Genomic DNA, 26,764 nt, shown 5'->3' on the forward strand with positions numbered 1-26,764 from the left:
TTTTTAACAAAGTGCGATCCCGCCCTGGGATTGCTGTGGGTTGTACGGGAACACTAATCACGAAAACACACGTGTTAACGGCTGGTCATTGTGTTTCCAATGGTTCCGGAACCTGGTATAAATCACTGAATTTTACTGCCGGTCAAAATGGTTCGTATAAGCCCTGGGGAACGACGACCTGGAAAAATGCCGTCACGACCACAGCCTGGCACAATAACGGTGATACAAATTATGACTATGCCATTATTGTTCTTAATAGCGCACCTCATGGTGGTCATTCAGGTTGGGGAACCTATTCTGACGGTACACATAGCGTAACGGGGTATCCTGGTGATAAACCGACAGGCACAATGTGGACAGATTCCGGCTCGACCTCTGCCATATCGAGCTACAGGGTTTGTTATACGCTCGATACAGCTGGCGGCCAAAGTGGCAGTGGTATTAAAGACAGTAATAATTATGTCAGAGGTATACATACCACAGGTTCTACAACGAGAAACTGCGGTACACGTTTGACCAGTACTGTTTACAATACGCTCAAAAGCTGGATTGCCAATAATCCTTAAATCATCCGAAAAGACACTTTTCATGAAGCTCAACATTGTTGGGCTTCATTATTGAGAAAATGACATGAAAAAATGCATTGCGATTGTACTTTTTATGATGATACAAGCCTGTTCCACAACAGATAATTGGAAGCGAGTGATGATTTTGGGGAGTGCTGAAGCAAACGATCCGGTACTTGCTCAAGTTCAGTTGCTTGAAAAAAATGGTGAGGTTAAAGATGTCACAGTACTCGAATCATTTCCGGTTCAGATATGGCTAACCGCTTCTGATGAAACAATAGATGCGTTGCAAAATATGCCTCGAAAAACGGTTTCAGACCAATGAGTATTTTCTGATTCTTCCTGTGTAATGGAAAGTGGCAATACAAACAAGTCATTGCAGTACAGTGTAACGCCACCTCCATTGCGATATTTCAGGCAATCTTTTTCTGTATCTTATTTACCTGCTCTGACAATACTGCCATATCGGTTTGTTTATTACCTTTTGCAACGCTAATCCACTGAAGTCCGGTTTCGTCTGCGTGCTCGAATTCAATCTGCAGCTCATATTTACGTGCAGTGGCTAAAGCGGCCAGCGCGCCAGTGATAAACCCGAACGGCATGAATATCCAAGCGATCCCTGAAGGCTCTATGAACCCTATGACGCTGGAAACGATCATGCCGATAATGAGTACTCTGAGCAGGTGATCTTTCAGTGTATTTACTTTTACTCTCGCATTTTTAATTCTTGATAATCTGTATTGATCGCTTCCATAAGTGAAATACTGACTACATATTGAAAATTTTTGGGCAGAGTCCATTTTTGTCTCTTTTTCTTTATTGTTGATTGATGACGGCGAACGGACGGGGAAATAAACCATGATGGCAGTTTCGGTACGTCCCCGTTTACTTGAAATCAGTTATTGACGTGCATGAGAACCGCAAAAATGTAAGCGCCCAGTATGATGGCCCAGAACCTGACGAGTGCATGGCTGATTTTTCCTTTTGGATTGGCTGCACAAAGCCATAGTGAACGAACGGCAAATATGCCAAATGCTGAAAGAATAAAAGAAAAGAAGACGGTGTGAATTGCGACATGATTGAAATACATCAAACCCGACTTAACCAGAAAAAGCAGCGCAAGGCTTACCCCGATACTGACCACTAGTGTTAGGGCAAGTCCGCCTAAACTGACCAAAACGACGGCTTTCCAGACAGCAATCTGACCGTTCCAGGCTTGCTTAATAAACATCTTGTTTCCCGTGCAATGGATGTCAACCCGAGTAAATAATCCATAATTTGGCCGCATTATCCTGATTTATTGCAACTTTTCATGTATTTCGTGCTGAATGGTTTCATTTTTGTGCGCTTACGCAACATGTTGCTTTTTTTGGGGGGTGGGGGATAAATGTCCGGCGGGCCATCATACACCGCAAGGACATCTTCTTTGTTCGTGATAATCGGGACAAGTCGCCTGCAGCGCAAAACCTGTTTTATTCATCCCAAACGGTGTGCCCACTTTCCCTTGTTTTCTCGTTCGCAATTTTCTTCGGTGTCATACGCGATCTGGGCAGACGGCTTGCTCAGGCGGATGCCAATCGTTGCTAGTTTTGTCACGATGAAGGCGTCGAGCCCAGGTTTGCCTGCCTCATAAAAATGTGACAGGTTCGTATTGGTATCGAATACGCAAACCACTTTCAGGCTTTCGGGAAAGTGCGAATAATCGACCAGATGGGTCAGCCACTGAAAGCCGGGGTAAGCCGCCAGCGCATGGTCACACACTTCGGTCAGTACGATTCTGATTTGATTGTCCGTTTTTTTATCGGTCTTTCGCATGTTTGTCTCGTTGAGGGCGGTAAGTTGGATGTTTTGTTTACCGCACTGTTTGCCGGAAGGACGATACGTTAACGTTTTGAACAGCACAATAAAAGTGCCAGTAGGGTTTCAGTTGTCCGGTTTCTCGTAGCTGGCGATGAGGGTCGTGGCCCGGACCGACGGCGTAAAATAGTGTTGTTTTACCGTGAGATACTCTTTGTCGTGAAAGAATTGATTTTTCATGTCTTCACTGGGAAAGCGAATTGAGAAAACACGATTGATGGATGCGGATACCTGCGAAATCAATACTTCTGAGACTTTAAAATCGTAGCCAAAGCTGCCGTGATAGCGCGATAAAATGGGGGCTATTTCGCGTCTGTATTGTGCGTAAATTTCATCATTCGCGACATCAAGCGCGAGCAGCATTTCAAAAGACATGGGATTTCCTTTTCTGTGTGTGTCTGAAACCCTAGAGTAATCCTTCGGGAAAGCATAGCCGGTTGAGTGAAGATTCAGAGTTTGCTCAAGGAATACCTTGGGCATTATCCGGAATGTGAACAGGACCGGCTGTGTCTTGATGAAAGCAGCGGCTGTTCCGTTGGAAACGATTGCTCATGATCCGTTGCGTACTCATAGCTTGCTCCTATCTGAACAATCCGTGATTTCAATTACCCTGCCTGAACAACTTTAGGTACTCTTTATCTAATTTAAATCAGTTGGTTAGCAGTTTATGAATCAGAAGACAGCATTAGTGGTGGAAGGCGGTGCGATGCGGGGTATTTTTGCCAGCGGGGTACTGGATGCCTTTATGGACGACAACTATAACCCTTACGATCTGGCCATTGGTGTTTCAGCGGGCGCATCGAACTTGCTGGGGTATCTGGCAAATCAGCCCAAGCGCAGTTATCGCGTGATTACGCAGTTAGCAACCGACAAGCGGTTTTACAATCCTGCTCGTTTTCTGAAAGGTGGCAATTTGGTGGATGTGCGGTGGCTGATCGATGAATCATTGCGGCTTTATCCACTTGATCAGCACAAACTGTTCGGGAAAACTGCGCTGATTGCTGCAGCCACCAATATCAACACGGGCACGGCTGATTATTACAACGTGAGCCCATCTAACGTCAGCGATGTGATGGAAGCGACCAGCGCGCTGCCGATCGCCTATAAAGCGACACCCTGTTTTGCTGGTGGCTGTTATACCGATGGTGGCGTAGCAGATTCGATCCCGGTGCGGGAGGCCTACCGCCGCGGTGCAAGGGATATCACAGTGATTTTGTCACATCCGCTCAGCTATCAGATGAAACCGGCAAAATACCCCTGGATGATGAAAAAAGTCTTTGCCCGTCAGCCACAGATAGCTTCGGCCATGATCAAACGTGCTGATAACTATAACGCTTCGCTGGAATTCATCCGTCAACCGCCGGCAGATGCCACAATTCGGGTCATTGCGCCACCTGAGAACTTTAGCGTGAAGCGTTTGACCATGCGTAAATCCGCCCTGGATGAAGGCTATCAGATGGGCCTCAAAGAAGGCATGCTGCATATTCATCGCCGGAAGTCACTGAATGGGGCGCATGATGAAAACTGTCAGTTTTGCCTGTGAGAAGCAGTTTCATCACAATCAAGGCTAAAAAATCATGTAACTGAGAGTTACATATGGTCTTTTTCACCCGAATGATTTCAAATTGAGTGTAAATGACTCAATCACATGTTTACCTGAGGAAAATGATGTTCCCTTTAGTTTCAACATCTTGGCTGGCAAGGAAAAGCGGATCGCCAAATCTGGTGATTCTGGATGCTTCCATGAAAAGCGTGACGGGTGATCATGCCGATTTTTCCTCACGGCAGTATATCCCCGGCGCCATCGTGTTTGATCTTGAGCGGCAGTTTTCTGATGTTGCTTGTTCGCTGCCTCATACCGCACCGGATTATGAAGCATTTCAGCGAGAAGTCTCCAAACTGGGGATTGAGTCGGATTCTGTGATTGTCATTTACGATGCAAAAGGTATTTACTCAGCGCCTCGGGCCTGGTGGCTGTTTAAGCTGATGGGGCACGAGCAGGTCTATGTGCTGGACGGCGGTTTGCCCAAGTGGATCGCTGAAGGCAGGGCTGTCGTCGCTTCTCCTGTCATTCCTGAGAGTGGAAACGGTGGCAACAACGGTTGGCAGGGGGAGTATCGAACCACGTGGATTGCTGACTGGCGAGCACTGGCAGCAAAAGCCGGTCTGCCGGGGCATCATGTTATCGATGTGCGTTCCGCTGGGCGGTTTTCTGGTCAACAGCCAGAGCCACGTCCAGAACTGAGAAGCGGGCATATTCCCCATGCGATAAACCTTCCGTTCGCCTGTTTCATTGAAGACGGTCAGTATAAAGATCCAGATAAATTACAGGCGTTATTTTCCCAAAAGCAGGTGTTCGCCGATGACCGGCTGTACTTCAGCTGTGGCTCCGGCGTAACTGCCTGCATTGGACTGTTGGCCGCTTATCTGTGCGGGTACAGAAACCTGTCGGTTTATGATGGCTCCTGGGCGGAGTGGGGGCAGCGAACCGATTTACCCGTTGCCTAGAGTCTCGGTTCGCTGATGATGGCGTTTAAGAGATGACCTGATAAGCCTGGATTTTAGGCAGTTTCAGGGAGATCAGGGTGGTGAGGGCGAGAAAGACGAAAGACACCCACAGGCAGGCGGACAGGCCAGCCACCTGAAAGACCCAGCCTGAGAGCACTGTGCCGATTAAACGGCCCATAGCATTGGCCATGTAGTAGAAGCCGACATCTAATGAGACGCCATCGTCTTTGGCGTAGCTGACGATCAGGTATGAGTGCAGCGACGAATTAATCGCAAAGATGGCGCCAAAGAGCATCAGCCCACCAATGATCACCAGCTCCGGCTGCCATTGGATTTGCACCCCGTAAGCGATACCTGCGGTAATGACAGCCAGCAGCAGCGCCCAGCGCGTTGCGGCTTGTCCGTCCGGCACTTTGCCCTGCGCCTTGCCAGTCAGCTTGGGGGCGAAGCCCTGCACAAAGCCATACGCCATCACCCAGGCTGCCATGAAGCCGCCGACCGCACTGTGATTCCAGCCAAACACCGAGCCTAGATACACAGGCAGCGCAACCACAAACCAGACATCCCGCGCCCCGAACAGGAACATGCGGGCAGCAGAAAGGATGTTGACGCTTTCAGATTTCGAGAACATCTCGGCAAATTTGGGCTTGTTTTTCGCTTTGCCCATATCGGCTTTCAGCGTCAGGAGACTGCTGATGAACACCAGTGCCAGCACACCCGCCATGGTCAGCACTGCATTCTGGAAACCCATGATACTGAGCAGTAAACCGCCGAGGAAGAAACCGGCACCTTTGAGGGTGTTTTTTGACCCTGTCATCAGTGCAACCCACTGGTACAGCGCACTTTGCTTGTTGTCCGGCACCAGTGTTTTGATGGCGCTTTTGGCACTCATCTTGTTGAGATCTTTAGCGATTCCCGATAGTGCCTGTGCGGCCATGACCCAAGGGATCGTCAGCATCGGGTTGGGCACGGCCAGCATCAGCAGGGCAACAATCTGCATGCCAAGACCAATGTTCATGGTCCGGTTCAGACCCAGCCGGGCGCCCAGCCAGCCGCCGACCAGGTTAGTGACCACGCCGAAAAATTCATAGAAGAGAAAGAGGGAGGCGATGGCCAGAGTGGAATAACCCAGCTCGTAAAAATAGAGCACGACCAGCATACGCAGCGCGCCGTCGGTCACAGTGAAATTCCAGTAATTGAAGGTCACCAGCATATACTGACGGACCGGCTGGCTGAATTGCGCGAAATATTTAGCAAACATAGACACGACACTCGTATTGTTCGCCGTTTCGACTGCCCGCTGCGATGTAAAACCAAAGCATGTGCAGGCTGGCGAGAAACGGCGAAACACTGTTTATGATTGTGACGCTACCTGGCGGATGTAGTCGACCTGGACCGGTTTGGTAAAGGCGCCCGGACGCAGCGCCTGAACGGCTTCGATAATACGTGACAACGGCCAGCCCATTTCCAGCAGCAGGTGCGCGGCAAGTAAACCGGTGCGGCCAGAGCCTCCCATGCAATGCAGGGCGATCTTGCCCCCTTCTGCAATAATTTTATGCAATTGCGGGCTGGCTGCCTGCCAATGTGTCGCAAATTCGCGATCAGGCGCGGCATCATCTTCGATGGGGGTGTGTGCCCACAGCATGCCAGACTGTTCAACAAGCTGGCCCAAATCAGCCACGTCTTTGTCTGTCATTTCCTGCGCATTGATGGCGGTCACGACAGCGCGTACCCCCTGTGCTTTCAGCTGATTCAGGCTGTCTGCCAGAGCAACGCCTTTGGTGCCGGGGCAGGGTGTCAGTACCAGTGCGCTGGTCTCGGTGACGGGTAAAGTCCAGGTTGGATGTGTCATTGTCATGGCTCCCTTATGCTTGTCCGACTTTACGCACCAGTTCCGCCGTGCGGGTGGCGTAACCCATTTCGTTGTCATACCAGGCATAGATTTTCACCATGCGTTTGCCAACCACCATGGTCGATAACGCATCGACGATGGTTGAGCGCTGATCGCCTTTATAGTCGATCGACACCAGCGGGCGGTCTTCATAGCCTAAAATACCCTGCAGTTCGCCCTGGGAAGCGTCTTTCAGCAGCTGATTGACTTCTTCGGCGGTGGTGTCGCGTTTGACGTCGAAAATGATGTCGGTCAGCGACGCATTGGCCAGCGGGACACGCACGGCATGGCCGTTAATTTTGCCTTTCAGTTCCGGGAAGATCTCCACGATAGCCGAGGCCGATCCTGTGGTGGTCGGGATCAGGCTCATGCCACAGGCACGGGCGCGGCGCAGATCTTTGTGTGGTGCATCCAGAATGGTTTGGGTATTGGTTAAATCATGAATCGTGGTAAAAATTGACTGCTCAATCCCCAGTTTTTCATGGATCACTTTGACCACAGGGGCGATACAGTTGGTGGTACAGGAGGCCGCTGTGACAATGCGGTGTTGTTCAGGGTCGAAGATATGATCATTCACGCCCACCACAATATTGGCGATGCCTGCTTCTTTCACCGGTGCTGACACGACGACACGCTTCACACCCTGCGCCAGATATTGATTCAGATACTCGGTGTTGCGGTGTTTGCCTGTGGCTTCGATGACCACGTCGCAAGCAGACCAGTCGACGGCATCAATCGCTTTTTCCTGCGTGGCCGCGATGGCTTTGCCATTGATGACAATGTGATTGTCTTCTGCCTTCACTTCATGGTGCCAGCGACCCTGCACGGAATCGAATTCCAGCAGATGGGCCAGGGTTGCGGCATCACCGGCAACATCGTTAATCTGGACAAATTCCAGCTCTGGCCAGTCAAACGCTGCGCGCAGTGCCAGACGGCCGATGCGGCCAAAACCATTAATCCCTACTTTGATCGTCATATTTCGCTCTTCCTGCATTATTGGCAACAAACGGGTCGTTGTTTTATTGCCATGAGTCGTTCACTGTCCTGTTGGTATTCCTGCTCTAAGCAGTTTGAATCCACCAGTCCGTAAATTTGTTTTCGCATCCAGCCGGGCAGATCCTCGGTTAACCGGTAGAACACCCATTGGCCCTGCCTGACATCAACCAGTAATCCGCTGGCGCGCATCACAGCCAGGTGGCGCGACATTTTCGGTTGGCTGACCTGCAGGGCTTCTGTCAGTTCGGCCACACACAGGCACTGTTCTTTCACAATGAGCCGTAAGCAACGCACACGGGTTTCATCTGCCAGCAGTTTAAAAAATTGATGAGGGAGCATGCTTATAACCATATTCGAATTTCCGTATATCTTAGTCTGATGAAGCGTTCGGTCAATCCCTGTGAAGCGGATGTCATCAAATCTTCATATTGGCGGACTGGTTCACTGGGTAACTGGGAGACTGGCTGTATGCAAGGATTGAGCGGGGGCAGGCAAAGACGGCGTGAGACAGGATGTCCCGGAAAGAAAAGCCCGCTGGTGTCAGCGGGCTAAAGTGGGGTTACATTTCTAAATCACTTTTCTCAACAGAGTTGACGGTACAGACCGACAGAACCCCTGGCACGGTAGCCAGACAATTGATGATGATGGCATTTTCACTGTCTACATCAGTGCCTGACATGTCGGCGGTCGAAGTGATCAGTACGTCTGTCAGCACGCCAGCAAGCAGGTTAACGACACCTTCGGTGCTGACAGCGAGCAAGGACGCTGCAGAGACGTGATAAGTCACGTTGCTGTTATCCACCTGCAGCTTGGTACCATCGGAATAGTAGGCATGGGTTGAGACCGTGAAAATATCTGAACCCAGTAACTCAATGGCCAGACTGCCTGAGTGATCCGATTCGATCCGAACACGCAGTAACTCCGCAGGACCAACCGTCAGGGTTGCCGTATCCGAGCTACCCTCATAGTTCGCGCTAATCGTTGCAGATCCTTCGGAGACGCCCTGCGCCAGACCGTCAGCAGTGATGGTTGCGACACTGGTATCGCTGCTCACCCAGCTCACCAGATCCGTGACATCCTGAGTGGACGCGTCCGTGAAGGTGGCTGTGGCGGTGAACTGCTGGGTCAAACCGTTGGCGATGGTTGCCGTTGATGGCGTGATTGCCAGTGAGTTGACCGTTGCAGCTGTGACTTCCAGGGGGACGGCCGGGCTGGTTTGGCCCTGATAGCTGGCTGTGATCTGTGTTGTGCCCATTGCTAACGATTGCGCCAGACCTGAGGGATTGATGCTGGCGACACTGGTGTCCGAACTCACCCAATTGACCAGATGAGTCACATCCTGGGTGCTGGCATCGGAGAAGGTTGCTGTGGCAGTAAACTGCTGGGTGGTGCCATTGGCAATACTGGCGGTACCCGGGCTGACAGCAATGGAGCTGACGGTTGCCGGCGTGACCGAGAGCGGAATCTCAGCGCTGTCGACGCCCTGATAATGGGCGGTCACGACTGTGCTTCCTTCTGCCAATGCATGGGCTAAACCTGTGGCCGACAGGGTGGCGACACTGGTATCACCACTTTTCCAGCTCACCTGATCCGTCACATCCAGGATGCTGCCATCAGAGAACTTGGCGGTGGCAGTAAACTGCTGGGTGGTGCCGTTGGCAATACTGGCCGTTTCCGGTGCAATGGTGACAGACAGCACGGTGGCTTCAGTGATCGTCAGATTTGCGTTGTTGCTGACTGTCCCGCCAAAGCTGGCCGTGATCACGGCAGATCCCGTCGCGAGTGTACTGACAACCCCGGTTCCGGACACGGTCGCGACAGCGGTATCGCTGCTGCTCCATGTTGCTTGCGCACTGACATCCTGCGAGGTGTTGTTATCAAAATGCGCGATGGCGGTATAGGCCCGGCTGGTGCCTTTGGCCAGACTCAGGTTAGCGGGTGTTACTTGCACTGAATCAACTGTAGCCGCTGTCACTGTGAGATTCACAGGCGCACTGGTTGTGCCACCGAAACTGGCGGTTATACCGCTAGACCCTGCGGCAACGCCTTCCGCTAATCCTGAGGCTGAGATGGTGGCGGCAGCTGTGTTGTCGCTGTTCCAGGTCACCTGTGCGGTTAAATCTTGTGTTGAACCGTCGGAGAAGTGGCCTGTGGCAGTAAACTGCTGTTGTGTGCCTTGTACCAAGGATGCCGTGGCAGGCGAGAGATGAATTGAACTCAGTGTGGCTGTGGTCACTGTCACCGCTGCCTGATTGCTGTTCACCCCTTCAAACTGACCGGTGACCGTTGCTGACCCGGAGGCCTTGGCGGAAGCCATACCGTTGGCGTCCACCTCGACCGTACTGGCATCTGTGGTATTCCAGGTAGTCTGGCTGGTGACATCTTCACGGCTGCCATCGTGATAGTAAGCCAGCGCGGTAAATTGCACCTGAGTGCCTGCCGCTGCTGATGTCTGTCCGGGAGTGATTTGCAGCTGACTGACTGTATGGCCGCCCGTCACCGTAATCACGATGCTGCCACCACTGACCCCGGCATAACTGCAGGAAATGGTGGTTTCACCGGCGGCAATAGCCTGGATCATCCCTTTGCCACTGATGATGGCCACTGACTCATCGCTGCTGGTGCATTGTGCGTCCTGAGTGACCTCTTTTTTATCGCCGTCAGCGTGAATGGCATTCACGGTAAAACTCAGGGAACTGCCTGCTTCGGCTGTATTCGCGCTGGGGATGATCTCCAGATTGCGGACTGTTTTACCGCCCTTATCTACGGCGCTGGTGTTGTTCTCTTTCTGGCTGGGCAGACCGCTCCCTTCTCCGCCGCAACCTGCCAGGGTCAGCGTCATGAGAAAAATACTCAGCCAGAGTGTGAAATACCGGCAAATGTTGTTCTTCATTGGATTGCCTTCCTTGTAAACTGAGGAGAAGTCAGTACAACGCGTCGGTTCATGGCACGGTTAGCCGGGGTGTCATTACTGACCAGCGGCTTGGTTTCGCCAAACGCTTCGTAGCTGATACGGTCAGGGGTAATTCCCTGTTGTTCAAAATACTGCACAACACTTTGCGCCCTGCGTTCAGACAGCTTCATGTTGTAGTCTTCCGAGCCAACATCGTCGGTATGGGTCTCCACGCGCAGCATGGCTTCCGGATACTGATTCAGGTGATTCAGCATCGGCTGGAATGTGGAGGTCATATCGGGGCGGAGTTTGGCTGAATTGAATTCGAAAATGGCATTGGACTGAGTCCCATCCACCTGCAGGGTAAAGGCTTCCTGAGTGACAGGCGGTGGAACAGGTGCCGGTTCGGGCTCAACCACGGCCACAGGCTGCGGATCATTGCCTGAAAACCGATAGCTGATGCCCAGCATCAGGGTGTGAAGATCGGCGCCAGCCGTGCCATCGTCGCCGACATTATTGGCAAACTGATAGCTGAGCCCGGTTCGCCAGCGCGGTGTAAAGTCCCAGTCAACGCCGACACCGACAATGGGGGAGAAGCCATCTTCGTCGTTCGAGACAGTGCCTGCAATTTCTTTCCCATCGCTGGAGACATGCCAGGCCATCACGCCGGCTTTACCGACCACAGACACCACATCCGAGACCGGATAGCGGTAGCCCAGAGAGGCTGACAGTCCCAACACATCCCCTTCATAATCGGCGCCAACTGAAGGGTCATCCAGCGCCGGATAAGTGGCATCGAACTGGCCGTAATAGTCGTAGGCCACTTCCAGCTCCCAGCGCGGAGTCCAGGCGTAGTTATAGAAAATCCCTGCACCAGGCGCATCATCATCACAGCTGATGTGATGGCTTTCACAGGCACCATCAGCAAACGTGTAACTGGCGCGGAGCCCGGCCCGGTGCTCAGAAGCATTCGCGAGAGAGATACATAAAGTACTTAGTACAACACATGAAAGGGAAAATTTTGTGCTCTGATTCATTACCTATCCATCCTCAGTCCTTGAAAACGCTACAAAGAGCTACCCAGCCTCAGAAACTTCTTGTTATCCAGGTATGCTTTAAGTCAAATTAGTACACAGATCACAAAATAGCTAAATAAGTTGCACAGATATCATGACTTGATGGGACGGATTTTTAGTCTTAGCCGTTCATGCCAGGCGGAAGTGGTGATGAATCGGGCTTCTGGAATGATTTATGCCTGTGTGCCAGAACACATCCGGGCGAAGAAACAAAAACACCCCGCCAGGTGAACCCGCGGGGTGTTGGAGGGGGGGGATTGGAAGACGGATCAGTGCATGGCGTCGTGGTTCATGCCTTCGTGATCCATATCGTCATGATCCATACCTTCATGGTTCATTTGGCCGTGGTCCATGTCTTGCCCGGTTTGCATCATGTAGTCGGCTTTTTCTACTTTCACTTGTACGTCCACTTGACCGGCGTGCTGAAAATAAAGTGTCAGGGGAAAACTGTCTCCCAGCTTAGGCACTGAGGTCAGATTAAACATCATGATGTGGTAACCGCCGGGCTTTAGCAGCTGTGTTTCACCGGCAGGGATCTGAATGTCGTCCACTTTGCGCATCTTCATCATGCCGTTTTCATGTGCGTGTTCATGAAGTTCGACTTTTTCAGCAATGGGCGATTCTGCACGCAGCAGGACATCTGCCTGATCGCCGTGGTTATCTACTGAGAAAAAAGCCGCTGCGACTGAAGACATCGGCGGGACTTCTTTGGACCAGGGATGATCAATGTGCAGCTTGCCAGACTCAAATTCGTGGGCTGTTGCCAGGCCGGAGGTGAAGACGGAAGCGGCCAGCAGCAAAGCGTGTAATGGTTTCATGGTGTTCTCCAATGGGGTTAAAGCAATCAAAAATTCAAACGAAATGTGATGATGTGCTGAACGTCGGAGGAGAGTGTTTTGGCCCAAACAGTTCATAGAGTTTGTTGTTCGCACTGAGCCAGAACATACGGCGCAGACCGGAAAAAATCGCCACAGATGCCAGCATGATCGGCACAATATGACTTGTGTCGTAATGGATGGGCTGTAATGGCGTGAGCAAGGGGCAGTGATTTTGCCATTGTGTGTGCGGCGACCCGTCTTGCTGATTCACCCAATCGGTGGCAGAGACCCATTGCAGGCCATGCACCGTACAGATCAGAATTTTATCCCCGGTCAAGCCGCTCGGAGTGCCCTGATGGAAAGCCGGATTGATCACCACGACAGCCGACAGCACATTCAGCCATAGCAATGACGCCAGAACGATCGTGATCATTCCAGCGCGATTGCGGGTTGAAGTAAACGTCGGAGTCATGGTGTTTTGTCTGTTTCTGAGAAGCTGAAATCATAGCAGATGAGAATAACATTCGGTAACAGATTCGCGGTAAGTGCTTGAAAAAATCCGGCTGAACACCGATTTTCTGTGTGTTGAGCCGGGTTGCCGCGTCTTGAGTATCTGGTTGTTTTTTCATGGGAAGAGTGCTTGAATAACGGCACTTACCTACCGGAGGCAAAGGAATGAAGGTTGCGATTCTGGACGATTATCAGGATGTTGTCCGTACCTTGCCCTGTTACGCGCTGCTCAGTGAATACGATGTGACTGTGTACACATCGCCGCCTGCTGATCAGACTCAGCTGATCGACAGACTGAAAGATAAAGATGTCCTGGTGCTGATCCGTGAACGCACTGTCATTGATGACGCCTTACTTGCCCATCTCCCCCGACTGAAACTGATCAGCCAGACCGGCAAGATCAGTAATCATTTGGATCTTGAAGCCTGCACCCGCCGCAAGGTGGCTGTCGCGGAAGGCGTCGGCTCACCGGTCGCGCCTACGGAATTATGCTGGGCGCTGATCATGGCGGCCAGCCGGCAATTGCTGCCTTATTGTCAGCATCTGCAGGTGGGAGAATGGCAGCAATCCGGGCTGCCACAGTTAGGTCGCAGCCTGAATGGCAGAACATTGGGGATCTGGGGCTTTGGTAAAATCGGCCAGCGTATTGCCCGGATTGCAGACGTGTTTGAGATGAAGGTGCTGGTCTGGGGCAGTGAACATTCCCGCGCGCAGGCAGTCGCTCAAGGGTATCAGGCAGCGCCGTCGAAAGCGGTGTTTTTCGCTCAGTCTGACATCGTATCGCTGCATTTACGGCTCAATGAACACACCCGAGGCTGTGTGACGGCCGGCGATCTGGCACTGATGAAAGCCGATGCACTGTTTGTGAATACCAGCCGTGCGGAACTGGTGGCACCCGGCGCGCTGGTGGCCGCTCTTGAGCGGGGAAGGCCGGGTTATGCCGCCGTGGATGTTTACGAGACTGAGCCGGCTTTACCTGCTGACGAGCCACTGTTAACCATGCCGAACGTGTTATGTTCGCCGCACCTGGGCTTTGTCGAACAGGACAGTTACACCCTGTACTTTGAAACGGCTCTGGCCAATGTGGTGAGTTACAGCAAAGGCCAGCCAGCCGGTCTTGCGAATGCCGTGGTATTGAACACTGAACCTCATCAATAACAATGGAATGAAAAGGAACCGAAGATGCCTAAAGAGCGGGTCGTATTGATTACCGGATCCAGCCGGGGAATTGGCGCAGCGACAGCGATTCAGCTGGCCTCTCAGGGGGTGAATATCTGCGTGAATTATCGCTCTGAGCACGAAGCGGCAGAGCAGATTGTGCACCGGGCGCGTCAATATGGCGTGAATGCCATAGCGGTACAGGCGGATGTGTCTCAGGAACAGGAGGTGATGCGGCTGTTTGCCACCCTGGATAATGAACTGGGGCCGATAACCGGGCTGGTGAATAACGCCGGAATTCTGATGCAGCAGATGCCGGTGTTACAAATGTCAGCAGCGCGGATCAATGCCGTGATGCAGACCAATGTCACCAGCTGTTTTCTGTGTTGCCGGGAAGCGATTCGCCGGATGGCCTATTCGCAAGGCGGCCAGGGCGGCTCGATTGTCAATGTTTCTTCAGCGGCTTCCCGTACCGGCGCCCCCTTTGAATATGTCGATTATGCGGCCTCGAAAGGGGCGATGGACACCCTGACCCGCGGCCTGTCACTGGAAGTGGCCAGTGAAGGCGTTCGGGTGAACGGGGTTCGTCCCGGCTTTATTTACACCGATATGCACGCCTCAGGTGGCGAGCCGAACCGGATTGAACGGCTGAAATCAGCGATCCCGATGCAGCGCGGCGGTACAGCCGAAGAAGTCTCCGAAGCGATCTGCTGGTTATTGTCGGATCAGGCGTCGTATTCGACCGGATCCTTTATCGATCTGGCAGGCGGCCGTTAAGCACTATCGTGACCGGCCGATACCTGTTCCCAGCGGGACTGACCGCAGCCGGTAACTATGGCTGACTGCGGTACTTGCGCTCCGGCCGGCCGACACTGCCATAAGAGACTTCAGCACTCAGCTCATCGGTGCTGACCAGATACTCCAGATATCGGCGCGCGGTTGTCCGGCTGGCGCCGATTTCCTGACCGACCTGTTCCGCGTTGAGGTTCACATTCGGATCGGTGAACACGCTTCGGATCTTGTCCAGCGTCAGGCCATCAATGCCTTTCGGTAAGCGTGAGGCCGTAACTGGCGGCGTTTGCGGTGCGGGTTGATCTGCGGCAGAGATGGGCTGCAGCAGGCCATCGACATCACTTTGCACCAGCGATTGCATGTCAGACAACTTGTCCAGATGAGCGCTGAAATTGAATAGCGCCGATTGCAGTCTTTCAAACACCACGGGTTTTAAAATGTAATCAAATATCCCGCTGCGCATCGCGGTGCGCAAGGTCTCAACTTCCGTGGCCGCCGTGACCAGAATCACGTCGGTATGGCAGCTTTCAGCACGCAGTTCCCTGAGCAGTTCCAGCCCGGTGCCGGTCGGAAACTGATTGTCCAATAACAGTAACTGTGGCTGGAACACGTCAATCAAATCTCTGGCTTCATCCAGGCCGTGGGCGATGCCGACAACCTGAAAGCCCGGTGTTTTTTCGACGAAGCGACGCTGTATTTCCGCATTTTGCGGATCATCTTCTGCAATGACGACAGTAATGGGTGCTGTCATTGTTGTTCCTCTTGTCCGTGTCTTGTGGCTTTGTCTGAACGACGCAGTGATTTGGGAATGTATACCGTAAAACGACTGCCGGACGGCTCTGCGGGTTCGACGGTAATCATGCCGCCGAGATGTTCTGTCAGTTGTTTGACTAAATGCAGTCCGATGCCGTGTCCTTCAACGTCCTTGGTGGTGTACCCACGGGTAAAAATTTTATCTTGTTCCCCTTCGGCAATGCCCGGCCCCTGATCATTGACCTCGAAGATCAGCTCCTTGCCTAAGTCGCTCATACTGAGCAGCACCTTACCGCCTGAGCCATGGTGCCTGAGCGTTGCTTCCAGCGCATTGTCGATCAGATTCCCTAGTATGCTGACCAATTGCTCGCGGGGCAGAGAAGCGGGAATGTCCGACATCTGGCTGTCGTCGTCAATGGCCAGTTCCAGGTTCAGCTCTCTGGCCCGGTTGTATTTACCGAGCAGGCAACCGGCCAGAATACTGTCCGAGGTCGCTTTCATGATGGTCTGAATAAAGCTCTGATGGCTGGAGGTTTCCTGCCCGATCACTTTCAGTGCCTGTTCAACCGCACCAATCTGAATCAGGCCGGCGATGGTGTGCAGCTTATTGTTGTATTCATGGGACTGGCTGCGCAGGCTGTCGGCATATTGCTGAATGCGGGTCAGCTTGCGGCTGACCAGGTCGACTTCGTTTTTCAGCCGGAAACTGGAGACCACGCCAGTGACGACCCCGTCCTGCACCATGGGAAAACGGTTGGCGATCAGGTTGCGATCATGCAGCCAGATTTCCTGATCAAAATGGTGCTCGCCGCTTTCCAGCACATCCAGCATACCGTTGTCGGGTAAGACATCATGGATATGACGACCTATGTATGTCTCGTCAGCGGGCAATTGCAGCGTTTTGATGGCGGCATGGTTAAAGGTGGTGATGATACCGTGCTGATTAATGGCGACTATGCCTTCACGCACAGTTTCCAGCGTGGCATTGCGTTCGTGAAACAGCCGGCCGATTTGCTCAGGCTCCAAATCAAAAATGGCTTTTCGGAAATGATTGGCAAACCAGAGCGCCATGATCACGCTGAACAGAAAGGCCAGTGTGCTGGCGACAATCATGGACAGCTGATGGCGGCTGACAATCGCATCGACTTCGGTCAGCAGATAGCCGACGGAAACGATGCCGATAATTTGCGTCCCATCCGAGCTGAAAATCGGGGCTTTGCCGCGCATCGACCAGCCAATACTGCCTTTATCCAGCGCGACGTATGCTTTGCCGTTCAGCAGCGCCTGGCTGTTATCGTCACTGTCGTCATCCGACATCGATTTGCCGATACGCTGGGGGTTGAGGTGGGCGAGCCGAATGCCCTGGCTGTCACCAATCACCACAAATCTTGCCTGGGCAGCCTGAGCCATTTTCAGGCTGAGTGGCTGTAAAAAGGCGGTGTCTCTGTCTGAGACGGCGCGAATCACATCCGGTGAGGTGGCGATGGTTTTCGCGACCCGAATCGCCTGCTGACCAATCTGTTCATGTAACACATTGTCGAGATAGCGAATGGTAAAGTGGCCGAGCGCCCCTGCTTGCAGGATCGCGATAAAACCCAGAATTAAAACCATCCGGGTTTTGAGTCGAAAATGACGCAAAGACAACAACTTAGTCATGTGGGAAGGTGTTCCGTCTACCTTTGTAACATCTGTGAAACAGTGTACCGTCAGTGGCGCCGAAATGCTGTGAACAATATGAACTTAATGCATTTTACGCCCGTTATTCACATTATTTTTACAATCTTTTCATGTTTCTGAACCTGGCATACCTTGACTGAGTAGCGAACCAATAACAGAACCTGAGGCCGCAGGCGGACATGATGTTTTCGCCATCGCGGTCAATCAGGTCGGGCGATGGACCCCAATCTAATCACGAGGAAAAGGTATGCTTACTCAGTTAATGACCCGCAAACGTGTCTCCGTACTTGCTGCACTGATGGCTTCTGCACTGAGCATGAGTGCTCAGGCAAAAGTGGACACCATTCACTTTCTGGTTCCTGGCGGTGCCGGTGGCGGTTGGGACAGTACCGCACGCGGTACCGGTGAAGTCTTGAAAAAGTCTGAACTGGTTGACACCATTTCTTACGAGAACATGTCCGGTGGCGGCGGCGGTAAAGCCATTGCGTACCTGATTAAAACCGCTGAGCAATCCACGGATACCCTGATGGTGAACTCGACCCCGATTGTGATTCGCTCCCTGTCAAAAGTGTTCCCTCAGTCATTCCGTGACCTGACCCCGGTCGCCGCCACTGTGGGTGACTATGCCGCGTTTGTGGTACCTGCCAAATCTAAATACACCAGCTTCACCGACATCGTGAACGATTACAAAAAAGATCCCAGCAGTATCACAGTCGCGGGCGGCTCTGCCCGTGGCAGCATGGATCACCTGGTCGCCGCACTGGCGTTCAAAGCCGGAGGTGGCGAGCCGCGTCGTCTGAAATATCTGGCCTATGATGCTGGTGGTAAAGCCATGGCCGGTCTGCTGTCTGGCGAAACCACAGTGCTGTCAACCGGTCTGAGTGAAGCGCTGACACTGGCAGATGCAGGTGAAATCCGCATTCTGGCAATGACGGGTGATCAGCGCTCTCCATCTGCCCCTGACGTACCGACGCTGCAGGAGCTGGGCTATGACGCGACTTTCGTTAACTGGCGTGGCTTCTTTGCTGCACCGGGTATCAGCGATGAAAAAGCCGATGAGTTTGCCGAGGTACTGGGTGAAATGTACAACACGGATCAGTGGAAAACCGTGCGTGACCGCTACGGCTGGACTGAAATCTACAAACCTCGCAAAGAGTTCGTTGCCTTCCTGTCCCAGCAGGAAAAAGAGATCGGCGATCTGATGCGTGAACTGGGCTTCCTGAAGTAATCCTGTCTGCATGACCTGTTGCGCACCGCCTGTCTGGGTGGTGCGCGTCGTAACAAACCGGCCTGAGACTCAGGCCGGGTCAAACCGATAGTGGTGAGGATGACCATGACAATCACGAAAGATCATATCGGTGGATTAGTGTTTCTGTGCTTTTCCATCCTTTACGGTTACTACGGCAGCGGCATTGAGATGTTCCCCGGCGATGAATATCAGCCGTTCAATGCGAAATCTCTGCCGCTGACACTGGCCGGGCTTGGCATCGTGCTGGCGTTGTGCCAGTTGGTGACGGCCAGCCGCAGCCAGGAAGACAAACTGGATTTACGGGGATTGGATTTTGTTCTGATCACCAAACTGCTGCTGCTGATGCTGATTTTTGCCGCTTCCCTCGAATGGATTGGCTTTATGTTGTCGACCGTGGTTTTTCTGATGGGAGGCTACTGGTTGCTGGGTGAACGCCGTCCCAGGGTTCTGCTGGTGGCGTCTGTGCCATTCGCCGTGTGCTTCTGGTTTTTACTGACGCAGTTGCTTGACATCTACTTGGCCCCTGGCCGGCTGATCACAAGTATTTTCGGGGGTTAATGATGTTCGATGGAATGATGACCGGATTGTCAACGGCTGTGATGCCGTTCAATCTGATGATGGTGGTGGTGGGCTGCTTTGCCGGCACATTTATTGGCATGTTGCCGGGTCTGGGCCCGATTTCTGCCATTGCACTGATGATCCCGATTACTTATGGTCTTGATCCTTCTTCAGGTATTATCCTGATGGCCGGTGTGTACTACGGTGCCGTTTTTGGCGGGTCAACCTCATCTATTCTGATCAATGCACCGGGCTGTTCAAGCACAGTGGTCACTGCCTTTGACGGTTTCCCGTTGGCGCAGAAAAACCAGGCGGGTAAAGCGCTGGCACTGGCCGCGTATTCCTCTTTCACGGGCGGCACAGTTGGTGCCATCATTTTGCTGTTTGCCGCGCCCGCTCTGGCGAAAGTCTCACTGAGTTTCCAGTCCAGCGACTATTTTGCACTGATGATTCTGGGTCTGACTGCGGTGGCCGCATTCTCCGGCAAAGGCCAGGTACTCAAAGCCCTGATGATGACCGTTTTCGGCCTGATGATCTCGACCGTTGGTAACGACGTCATGACGGGCGTGCCGCGCTTTACCTTCGATAATGTCGATCTGATTGACGGGATCAGCTTCCTGCTGCTGGCCATGGCCACGTTCGCACTGACCGAAGTGGTGATGACAGTGCTGCGGGGTGAGCACAGGCATGAAGATGCGCAGATGGACATGAATAATCTGGGCAGCATGAAACTCAGCAAGGAAGAAGTGAAGCATGTGGCACCGACGGTCGCGCGTTCTTCCGTCTTTGGTTTCCTGGTCGGCGTATTGCCGGGCGCCGGGGCGACCATTGCGTCTTTCCTGAGTTACGGCATGGAGCGGAATCTGGCGCCGAAAGCAGAGAAAGAAAAATTCGGCAAAGGTGCGTTACGGGGCCTGGCTGCGCCTGAGTCAGCAAATAACGCAGCCTCTACCGGATCCTTCGTCCCCTTGCTGACGTTGGGAATTCCCGGTTCGGGTACAACCGCTATTATGCTGGGTGCCTTGATTGCATACGGTATTCAGCCGGGTCCGCGCCTGTTCCTGGATAATCCGGATGTGTTCTGGTCGGTGATCATCTCGATGTACTTCGGCAACCTGGTGCTGCTGATTCTGAATCTGCCGCTGATCCCGTATATCTCCCGGCTGCTGGTGATTCCGCGTCCGATCCTGATCCCGCTGATTCTGTTCTTCTCCATCACAGGCGTGTATCTGGTGAGCTTCAATGCCTTTGATATTCAGATGATGGTGTTGATCACTGTGATTGCGACTTTCCTGAAATTGCTCAATTTCCCAATGGCGCCGATGCTGCTGGGATTCATTCTGGGCGACATACTGGAGAAAAACCTCAGCCGTTCGCTGACGCTGTCTGATGGTTCATTCGCTTTCCTGGTGGAGCGTCCACTGACACTCACCATCATGGTACTGGCCGTACTGGCGTTGTTGATGCCACTGTTCAGTACCTGGCGTGATAAGCGCAAGGCTGCGGCCAAAGCGCAGGCACAACAGGCGTGAGTTGAAGCCGGATAAAACAGGATCAATGAGAGCAAATAAGGGCAGGGTTCGTGTGAACGCTGCCCTTTCTGATTGGCGGCAGCAGTTGCAGCGTCCGGGATGCAAGGGATCATTTTGCCATTTGCTGCTTTCGCCACGCCCGTGGAGACATCTGATGCGCTCGCGTAAATGCCCGGGTGAAGGCACTGGCTTCGCTGTAGCCGAGCAATCGGGCGATTTGACTATGCGATAAGTTCTCCTGCAACAGCATACGTTTGGCGACGCTGTGTCGCACCTCTTTAACGAGCTGTTTAAATGTCAGGTGTTCTTTTGCCAACCGGTTTTGCAGCGTGCGATGATGCACTTTCATCATTTTGCTAATACTTTCAATATTGCAATGCTGGCTGGTGAGTGTATTGAAAATCAGCTGCTTGACCGATTCAGAAAATAATTGATTCCGGGGGAATGCCACGGGCAGATCAAGCAGTTGCCGGTATGCCGCACTGTATTTTCCGGCATCAAAGTGCACATTTTGTTTGTAGCGCATCGGCTTTTTCAGCAGCAAAGCATCGTAATCCTGGTTAAACAGTACCGGGCAATTGAAAAATCGCTCAATTTCACTCACCCGCCTGGCTGACGCTTGCATCAGGGCTACATATTCAATGTGATTCGGCCCGACAATCTGATTCACGACTTTTCCGGTTTGCGCCAGCGTAAACAGTGAATGCTCGCTATCGTTGAACGACAAATTGGCATAGCTGCATCGCTTGATGACAAAATAATCGCCCTCAATAAAGTGATCCCAGTAAGTGACCTCGCTGAAGTAAGCGCGGTATTGTGATGCGTTTTGTAAGGCGACTTCCAGGCACGGGGACGATGTCAGTAAATTCAGCATCGGAATGTTGATCGTGCTGAAGTGCGTGTCGACTAGGGCCAGGGCAGGATGCTGCACATCAAGGTACACTGCGAGCCGGGATAATATTCTTACAAAGAGATCGTAAGGGATAAGCCGATCCATCTGATTCTCAATGCTGCTATCGAGCTGAAATTGCGCATAAAACGCTTCGCAATCGAGGTTCTTCCTCTCCAGCAGTTCACTTACACCAAACAATAACCGGGCTGAGGTATGTGGTGTTCTGCGATTCATGGTTGACCTTTTCAGACACAATTTTAGAACATTATATTTACATCTTATGTCCAAGTGTCAAGTTTCTCCCGCTCAAACGCTTTATATTGAGTGCTCCCATGAAATTTTGCGGAAGGAACCCGATGACACGAATCAACCCCACGAACTTATTGCGTTCATTTTCTCTGCTGGCACTGTGCTGCCTGAGCCAGACAGCCAGTGCTGCAACAACCTCACCTGCAATGGTTGGTTTTCCCCCGGCAGCTGATTCTCAAGTCACTTTTAAAAACTACCGGCAACAGGGAAAAAGCGACTGGGCTTATAACAACATCAGCGCTGTGTATAACACTGTGATGATGCCTCGCGGGCAAGGTGTCTATCCGCTGCCGAGTGTTGCATTGTTGTCGGATGAAGACAAAGCGAACATTCAGCGCGTGTTTGAAGGTAATCAGTCTGATAGCGTGATAATCATGAAAGACGGGAAAATCGCGCTTGAATCGTATTTTGGTCAGGCGGGTCCCTCCCGTCACCATATCTGGTTTTCCATGACCAAGTCATTGACCAGCGCTGCCTTCGGCATTTTGGTGGAGCAGGGTAAAGTGTCTCTGGACGCATCTCCTGCCGATTATATCCCTGAACTCAAAGGCACGGGTTTTGAGCGGGTGACGGTGCAAAACGTACTGAATCACTCAACCGGGATTGACCTGAAAGAAACCTACACCGATCTGAACAGCCCGTTCCTCAAGTATTATGCGCCTGCTTTAAATCTGGCCTATATACCCGGCGGCCGGGATGCCCAGCCAGAAAACACGCCAGTGTACGGTGTTTATGATTTCATCGCCCATTACATCCAGCCGGACAGCAAGGTGACACCGGGGGAGGTGTTTGACTACAACTCGGCCAATGCCGATGTACTGGGCTGGATCATTGCGCGTGTCAGCGGCATGCCGCTCAATGAATTTATCGAGCAGCATATCTGGCAAAAGCTGGGTACAGAGCACGACGCCTTGATGGCGGTTGATCGCGCTTATATGCCGGTCGCAACGGGGGGTATGGTCACCACGCTGAGAGATATGGCCCGGTTTGGCCAAATGATCATGCAGGGCGGCACTTTCAACGGTCAGCAGGTGATCAGCAAAGACTGGATCAGTCAGATCACTCAGATCAGCGAGAAGCAGAAACAAAAAATGGCGGCCAATCCGAAATATCAGGATGCAGGCTGGCAGGCTTATCACAACATGTGGTGGATTTTGGATGCCCAGAACGGCGAGTTCGCTGCGACAGGCATTCATGGTCAAACGCTGTATATCAACACCCGGAACAAAGTGGTGGCGGCTTTCTTCTCACATCATGAAACCGCTTCAAACCCTTTCAGCGCACGATTTAAGGACAAGCTCTCTGTGGTGAGGCAGATCGCTAATAAAATTTAGCAAGGCTGTGAGAGCCGGATCAATGAGCGCAATAAAAGCCGCGCGATCAGCTGATCGTGCGGCTTTCACTTTGATGACTTCTGGTGTCAGGCCAGAACCCATGGCGGGCTATCAGAAACTGAATGCGACTTTAGCTTCCACCGAACGCTCAGCGCCAAACCAGCAGTTGCTCTGATCGAAGCAGGTGTAGTACTGCTTGTCGAACAGGTTTGAGGCACTGACGGTGGCACTCACATTGCTCAGGCTGGTGCTCAGTTCACCTAAATCATAGCGGGCAGACAGATCAACCAAGGTGTAATCAGGGACTTTGGCGCTGTTTTGCGCATCGATTTCAGACTCGCCGACATAACGCACACCCGCGCCTAAAACAGTACCGCTCAACAGGCCGTTGTAGATGTAATAGTTAGTCCACAGCGAGGCCATCTGCTCGGGTACCCATACCGGGGTTTTGCCTTCGATGCCGGTATTGTCCTGCGTTACTTCTGCATCGGTATAGGTGTAGTTCAGCGCAATATCCAGATTGTCCGTCAGCAGCCAGAAGCTTTCGAACTCCAGCCCCCGGGTTCGGACCTCACCCGTCTGGATCTTGTCATAAGCGCTGCCATTGGGATCCCGGGTGACCACGTTCTGTTTGGTCAGCTGGTAGGCCGCCAGGCTGGCGGACTGAGTCTGATCGGCAGACTGGTATTTGATACCGGCTTCCCATTGCTGGCCTTCAGACGGGTCGAACACCTTGCCGAATCTGTCCTGCCCGGCGACCGGCTCAAAACTTTCTGAATAGCTGACATAAGGTGAGAAACCGTAGGCCAGATTGTAGAGCGCGCCGATGCGGCCGGAGAAACTGTCCTGCTCAATATCACCGGATTTCACACCGTCGGTTTTCTGGTCAAGTTCGTAATGATCGAACCGTCCGCCCGCCAGCACAATCAGCTTGTTCCAGCGGATCTGATCCTGCAGATACACACCCAGCTGAGAGGTATTGATGTTGTGCTTGGCTCTGTAGTTAAAGCCAGGGTTGCTCGGGTTAATCTGATCATTGTCCGGATTGAACATATCAATGCCCGGCGCACTGTAATCCAGTGTGTCCTGGTACAGCACGGAAGCGTCCATGTGCTGGTAGTCCAGGCCAATCAGCACATTGTGCTCGGCTGCACCCCAGTAAAGTGTGCCGGAGAGCTGGTTGTCCAGGGCCAGGAAGCCTAACTCCTCATCGGTCTGATAGGCGTTACGGCTGAGTGTCCGGTTGTCTGCGGCGAGCGCACCATTGTAGGTGTTGGTCTGATGCAGGCTGGCGTCGCTGTATCTCAGGTTATGCAGTAACGTCCAGTCGTCATTAAAATCATGCAGCACTTTGTAGCCGACCATCAAGACTTCACGTTCGAAATCATTCCAGTTTTTATCGCCTGTAAAAGTCTCAGGGGTCAGCTGGCCTTCCGGGTTCGGCAATACAGAACCCTTTGCCGGCACTGTAGTATAGATGCCTGCGCTCGGGTCATTCTGGTAATACAGGTTGAAATTGATCAGCGTGTCATCAGAGGCCTGCCAGTCGATGGAAGGGGCAATCATATAGCGTTCATCTTCCGCCGTACTGGCCTGACTGTCTCTTTGCCGGGCCAGAGCAAGCAGACGATAGCTGACATCGCTGTTCCCTAACTGACCCGTAGTATCCAGATTGGCTTGCATCAGATTGTTGGTACCTGTGCTGATTTCAATCTCCGTTTGCCGGGTTTTCTGCGGGGTTTTCGCAATCAGGTTCACCATGCCACCCGGTGGGATATTGCCGTACAACACCGAAGTCGGACCTTTAAAGACTTCAACCTGCTCCACGGCAAAGGCATCCACCTGGCCTTGCAGGTTCCAGCCGCTGAGGTAGGGCAGCTGCAGACCGTCATAGAAATTCTGATAATTGATAAAGCCCCGGATATTGAACAGGTCCAGCCGGGTGACCGCCCCGCCGCGCAGCTCGGTATTCACTCCAGGCGCATAGCGTAGTGCTTCACTGACGGAGCTGGCCCCGCGCAGGTCCAGTGTTTCACGGTCAATTACCGAGATAGCCTGCGGAGTTTCTTCGGGTGTCAGTGCAGTTTTGGTGGCCGTGTTACGGTAGGTTTCCCCTAACACAGTGATGGTGTCATCTGCACGGGGTGTCTGATTGTCTGCCTGGGCGATAGCCGATACGCTGAACGTTGAGGCTATGGAGATAGCCAGCCATGAAGGCGCGAAAGTGCGATAGATCAAAAGGAACCTCTGCTGCAATATGTGAATGCTAATTGTTATCAATTGCATTCTAAGGATTTTGCAGCGGGAAAATTAACAATTTGGTGCATCTTGAGATCGGGAGGCGTGATCTTTCAGACAGGCGCAACCGGCAGCCAATATGCCATGCTGTGCGCAGGGTTGGTCACATCAAACTGTGGCGGGTAAATCTCCAGCTCATAGCCGTCAATGCCCTGATAACCGGACTCAGGCAGCCAGGCGGCAATGAACCAGTGGAGTACTTTGTCCAGCTGGTCGATAGGTCCGGAATAGGGGATCACGGCGTAAAGCTGTTCCGGGACACTCAGGCACTGAGCGTGCGCTGCAATCAGCGGGTCTGTTTCCGCCATTTGTTCAGCCGTTATGCCGGCCCAGTAAGTTAATTCATCGCCCGGCTGGCTTTGCGTATCGATCACACCGATCTGGCTTTGTGTGTCTGTCCCGGTAAATTGCTGATGAAACTGCTGCCAGATAGCGGGGACTGTTTCCGTGTAATCGGGATGATCGGCAAACAGGCCATGAATCTGGCCACTCACGCCGCAGAGCTGAAAAGCAGGGCGGCGCTCAAGCCGGATTTGTAACAGGCGCTGTGAGATCTCAGGGGCTAACGTTACTGGTCGGGTTGATTGCAAAGGCGTTCTGAGGCCGGTCAGCAGGCCGCGTTTTTTATAGCTGCCGGGAGAACAGCCGAACATCTGCCGGAAAGCACGGATAAAACTGATTTCAGAGTTAAAGCCGCAGGCGAGCGCGATGTCGAGAATTCTGTCATTGCCCGATAACAGTTGTTCTGCAGCACGGCTGAGTTTCAGCTCGCGGACGTACTGCGCCAGCGTCAGCCCGGTTTCATTGTTAAACACCCGCTGAAGCTGCCAGCGTGACCAGCAGCTTTGTTCTGCCAGCTCAGCCACACTCAACGGTTGATCCAGATGAGTGTGGATGTAATCCAGTACCCGCTGAATACGCGTAAAATGATGCGGTTTGGGTGACGGACTCGGACTGGCAGGTGTTTTCATGACGACGGTTCAGTGTCTTTGTGATTCCATAATGGCTGTTGATAGTATCACTGAAGCGCCTTACCCGGTAGTTGAGCAGCCGGTCGCTGAGCAGCTTGTCTTTAAAGCCTGAAACGGGTCAGCTTT

27 protein-coding genes are annotated in these 26,764 nt (G+C 52.5%); 10 read left to right on the forward strand and 17 right to left on the reverse strand.

All coding sequences use genetic code 11. From position 1 onward, the window contains the following. Positions 1 to 11 precede the first annotated feature (11 nt). Both LN341_RS18230 and LN341_RS18235 read left to right on the forward strand, forming a co-directional pair. Positions 12 to 566, forward strand: coding sequence for a serine protease (locus LN341_RS18230; protein ID WP_255783151.1), 555 nt, complete (start codon positions 12 to 14; stop codon positions 564 to 566). A gap of 64 nt (positions 567 to 630) precedes the next feature. Continuing rightward, positions 631 to 891 (forward strand): hypothetical protein, encoded by a 261-nt coding sequence (locus tag LN341_RS18235; protein WP_046220048.1) that lies wholly within the window; start codon positions 631 to 633, stop codon positions 889 to 891. A gap of 88 nt (positions 892 to 979) precedes the next feature. Here the strand turns inward: LN341_RS18235 and LN341_RS18240 are convergent, their stop codons facing one another. The 4 genes from LN341_RS18240 to LN341_RS18255 form a co-directional block, all read right to left on the reverse strand. Beyond that, the gene (locus LN341_RS18240) at positions 980 to 1,366 is read right to left on the reverse strand and encodes a hypothetical protein (RefSeq protein ID WP_234206513.1); all 387 of its coding nucleotides are present in this window, start codon (positions 1,364 to 1,366) and stop codon (positions 980 to 982) included. Between the two features lie 95 nt (positions 1,367 to 1,461). Beyond that, positions 1,462 to 1,797 carry a hypothetical protein gene (locus LN341_RS18245; RefSeq protein WP_144409021.1) on the reverse strand — a complete coding sequence of 112 codons (336 nt, stop codon included), beginning with the start codon at positions 1,795 to 1,797 and terminating at the stop codon, positions 1,462 to 1,464. Positions 1,798 to 2,042: 245 nt separating this feature from the next. After that, positions 2,043 to 2,381 (reverse strand): Fis family transcriptional regulator, encoded by a 339-nt coding sequence (locus LN341_RS18250; protein ID WP_234206514.1) that lies wholly within the window; start codon positions 2,379 to 2,381, stop codon positions 2,043 to 2,045. A 108-nt stretch (positions 2,382 to 2,489) separates the two neighbouring features. Further along, positions 2,490 to 2,798, reverse strand: coding sequence for a DUF1330 domain-containing protein (locus LN341_RS18255; RefSeq protein ID WP_046220045.1), 309 nt, complete (start codon positions 2,796 to 2,798; stop codon positions 2,490 to 2,492). Positions 2,799 to 3,090: 292 nt separating this feature from the next. Between LN341_RS18255 and LN341_RS18260 the strand changes: the two genes are divergently transcribed. Continuing rightward, entirely contained in the window at positions 3,091 to 3,966 is an 876-nt protein-coding gene (locus LN341_RS18260; protein ID WP_234206515.1) for a patatin family protein, read from the forward strand. Positions 3,967 to 4,091: 125 nt separating this feature from the next. After that, entirely contained in the window at positions 4,092 to 4,931 is an 840-nt protein-coding gene (locus LN341_RS18265) for a sulfurtransferase (protein ID WP_255783155.1), read from the forward strand. A gap of 25 nt (positions 4,932 to 4,956) precedes the next feature. On the opposite strand, the gene arsJ is transcribed toward LN341_RS18265, so the two are convergent. The 8 genes from arsJ to LN341_RS18305 form a co-directional block, all read right to left on the reverse strand. After that, on the reverse strand, positions 4,957 to 6,192 hold the full coding sequence (gene arsJ / locus LN341_RS18270; protein ID WP_046220042.1) for an organoarsenical effux MFS transporter ArsJ: 1,236 nt from the start codon (positions 6,190 to 6,192) through the stop codon (positions 4,957 to 4,959). Between the two features lie 93 nt (positions 6,193 to 6,285). Then, entirely contained in the window at positions 6,286 to 6,783 is a 498-nt protein-coding gene (locus LN341_RS18275) for a cyclin-dependent kinase inhibitor 3 family protein (RefSeq protein ID WP_234206517.1), read from the reverse strand. A gap of 13 nt (positions 6,784 to 6,796) precedes the next feature. Further along, on the reverse strand, positions 6,797 to 7,798 hold the full coding sequence (locus LN341_RS18280) for an ArsJ-associated glyceraldehyde-3-phosphate dehydrogenase (protein WP_046220040.1): 1,002 nt from the start codon (positions 7,796 to 7,798) through the stop codon (positions 6,797 to 6,799). Positions 7,799 to 7,815: 17 nt separating this feature from the next. Next, positions 7,816 to 8,157: a helix-turn-helix transcriptional regulator gene (locus LN341_RS18285; RefSeq protein ID WP_046220039.1), complete on the reverse strand. Its 342-nt coding sequence runs from the start codon at positions 8,155 to 8,157 to the stop codon at positions 7,816 to 7,818. 220 nt (positions 8,158 to 8,377) lie between these two features. Further along, entirely contained in the window at positions 8,378 to 10,711 is a 2,334-nt protein-coding gene (locus LN341_RS18290; protein WP_234206518.1) for an Ig-like domain-containing protein, read from the reverse strand. Then, positions 10,708 to 11,748 (reverse strand): OmpA family protein, encoded by a 1,041-nt coding sequence (locus LN341_RS18295; RefSeq protein WP_046220038.1) that lies wholly within the window; start codon positions 11,746 to 11,748, stop codon positions 10,708 to 10,710. Before LN341_RS18295 ends, LN341_RS18290 begins: the two co-directional genes overlap by 4 nt. Positions 11,749 to 12,056: 308 nt before the next feature. Next, complete coding sequence (locus LN341_RS18300) at positions 12,057 to 12,605, reverse strand: copper chaperone PCu(A)C (RefSeq protein WP_234206519.1); 549 nt, start codon at positions 12,603 to 12,605, stop codon at positions 12,057 to 12,059. A gap of 34 nt (positions 12,606 to 12,639) precedes the next feature. Continuing rightward, entirely contained in the window at positions 12,640 to 13,077 is a 438-nt protein-coding gene (locus LN341_RS18305) for a hypothetical protein (protein ID WP_234206520.1), read from the reverse strand. A 203-nt stretch (positions 13,078 to 13,280) separates the two neighbouring features. Here LN341_RS18305 and LN341_RS18310 point away from each other — a divergent pair, with 203 nt between their 5' ends. Together LN341_RS18310 and LN341_RS18315 are read left to right on the forward strand one after the other, a co-directional pair. After that, positions 13,281 to 14,273 carry a D-2-hydroxyacid dehydrogenase family protein gene (locus tag LN341_RS18310; protein WP_234206521.1) on the forward strand — a complete coding sequence of 331 codons (993 nt, stop codon included), beginning with the start codon at positions 13,281 to 13,283 and terminating at the stop codon, positions 14,271 to 14,273. Between the two features lie 24 nt (positions 14,274 to 14,297). Beyond that, positions 14,298 to 15,050, forward strand: coding sequence for an SDR family oxidoreductase (locus LN341_RS18315; RefSeq protein WP_046220035.1), 753 nt, complete (start codon positions 14,298 to 14,300; stop codon positions 15,048 to 15,050). A gap of 55 nt (positions 15,051 to 15,105) precedes the next feature. Here the strand turns inward: LN341_RS18315 and LN341_RS18320 are convergent, their stop codons facing one another. Both LN341_RS18320 and LN341_RS18325 read right to left on the reverse strand, forming a co-directional pair. After that, entirely contained in the window at positions 15,106 to 15,816 is a 711-nt protein-coding gene (locus LN341_RS18320; RefSeq protein ID WP_234206522.1) for a response regulator, read from the reverse strand. Next, positions 15,813 to 17,474 carry a sensor histidine kinase gene (locus tag LN341_RS18325; RefSeq protein WP_046220033.1) on the reverse strand — a complete coding sequence of 554 codons (1,662 nt, stop codon included), beginning with the start codon at positions 17,472 to 17,474 and terminating at the stop codon, positions 15,813 to 15,815. The genes LN341_RS18320 and LN341_RS18325 overlap by 4 nt, the downstream gene beginning before the upstream one ends. A gap of 268 nt (positions 17,475 to 17,742) precedes the next feature. Here LN341_RS18325 and LN341_RS18330 point away from each other — a divergent pair, with 268 nt between their 5' ends. The 3 genes from LN341_RS18330 (at position 17,743) to LN341_RS18340 (ending at position 20,834) form a co-directional block, all read left to right on the forward strand. Continuing rightward, positions 17,743 to 18,723 carry a tripartite tricarboxylate transporter substrate binding protein gene (locus LN341_RS18330; RefSeq protein ID WP_046220032.1) on the forward strand — a complete coding sequence of 327 codons (981 nt, stop codon included), beginning with the start codon at positions 17,743 to 17,745 and terminating at the stop codon, positions 18,721 to 18,723. A 105-nt stretch (positions 18,724 to 18,828) separates the two neighbouring features. Further along, a complete protein-coding gene (locus LN341_RS18335; protein WP_234206523.1) occupies positions 18,829 to 19,302 on the forward strand; it encodes a tripartite tricarboxylate transporter TctB family protein in 474 nt (157 codons plus the stop codon). Between the two features lie 2 nt (positions 19,303 to 19,304). Beyond that, a complete protein-coding gene (locus LN341_RS18340) occupies positions 19,305 to 20,834 on the forward strand; it encodes a tripartite tricarboxylate transporter permease (RefSeq protein WP_046220109.1) in 1,530 nt (509 codons plus the stop codon). 109 nt (positions 20,835 to 20,943) lie between these two features. On the opposite strand, the gene LN341_RS18345 is transcribed toward LN341_RS18340, so the two are convergent. Beyond that, positions 20,944 to 21,960 carry an AraC family transcriptional regulator gene (locus LN341_RS18345; RefSeq protein WP_234206524.1) on the reverse strand — a complete coding sequence of 339 codons (1,017 nt, stop codon included), beginning with the start codon at positions 21,958 to 21,960 and terminating at the stop codon, positions 20,944 to 20,946. A 122-nt stretch (positions 21,961 to 22,082) separates the two neighbouring features. Here LN341_RS18345 and LN341_RS18350 point away from each other — a divergent pair, with 122 nt between their 5' ends. Further along, the gene (locus tag LN341_RS18350; RefSeq protein WP_234206525.1) at positions 22,083 to 23,369 is read left to right on the forward strand and encodes a serine hydrolase; all 1,287 of its coding nucleotides are present in this window, start codon (positions 22,083 to 22,085) and stop codon (positions 23,367 to 23,369) included. A 111-nt stretch (positions 23,370 to 23,480) separates the two neighbouring features. Here LN341_RS18350 and LN341_RS18355 read toward each other — a convergent pair whose 3' ends face one another. Next, positions 23,481 to 25,655 carry a TonB-dependent siderophore receptor gene (locus LN341_RS18355; RefSeq protein WP_370643792.1) on the reverse strand — a complete coding sequence of 725 codons (2,175 nt, stop codon included), beginning with the start codon at positions 25,653 to 25,655 and terminating at the stop codon, positions 23,481 to 23,483. 65 nt (positions 25,656 to 25,720) lie between these two features. Beyond that, positions 25,721 to 26,638: an AraC family transcriptional regulator gene (locus LN341_RS18360; RefSeq protein WP_234206527.1), complete on the reverse strand. Its 918-nt coding sequence runs from the start codon at positions 26,636 to 26,638 to the stop codon at positions 25,721 to 25,723. Positions 26,639 to 26,764: the final 126 nt, after the last annotated feature.

Source organism: Photobacterium sp. TLY01 (genome assembly GCF_021432065.1).
Taxonomy (GTDB): Bacteria; Pseudomonadota; Gammaproteobacteria; order Enterobacterales; family Vibrionaceae; genus Photobacterium; species Photobacterium halotolerans_A.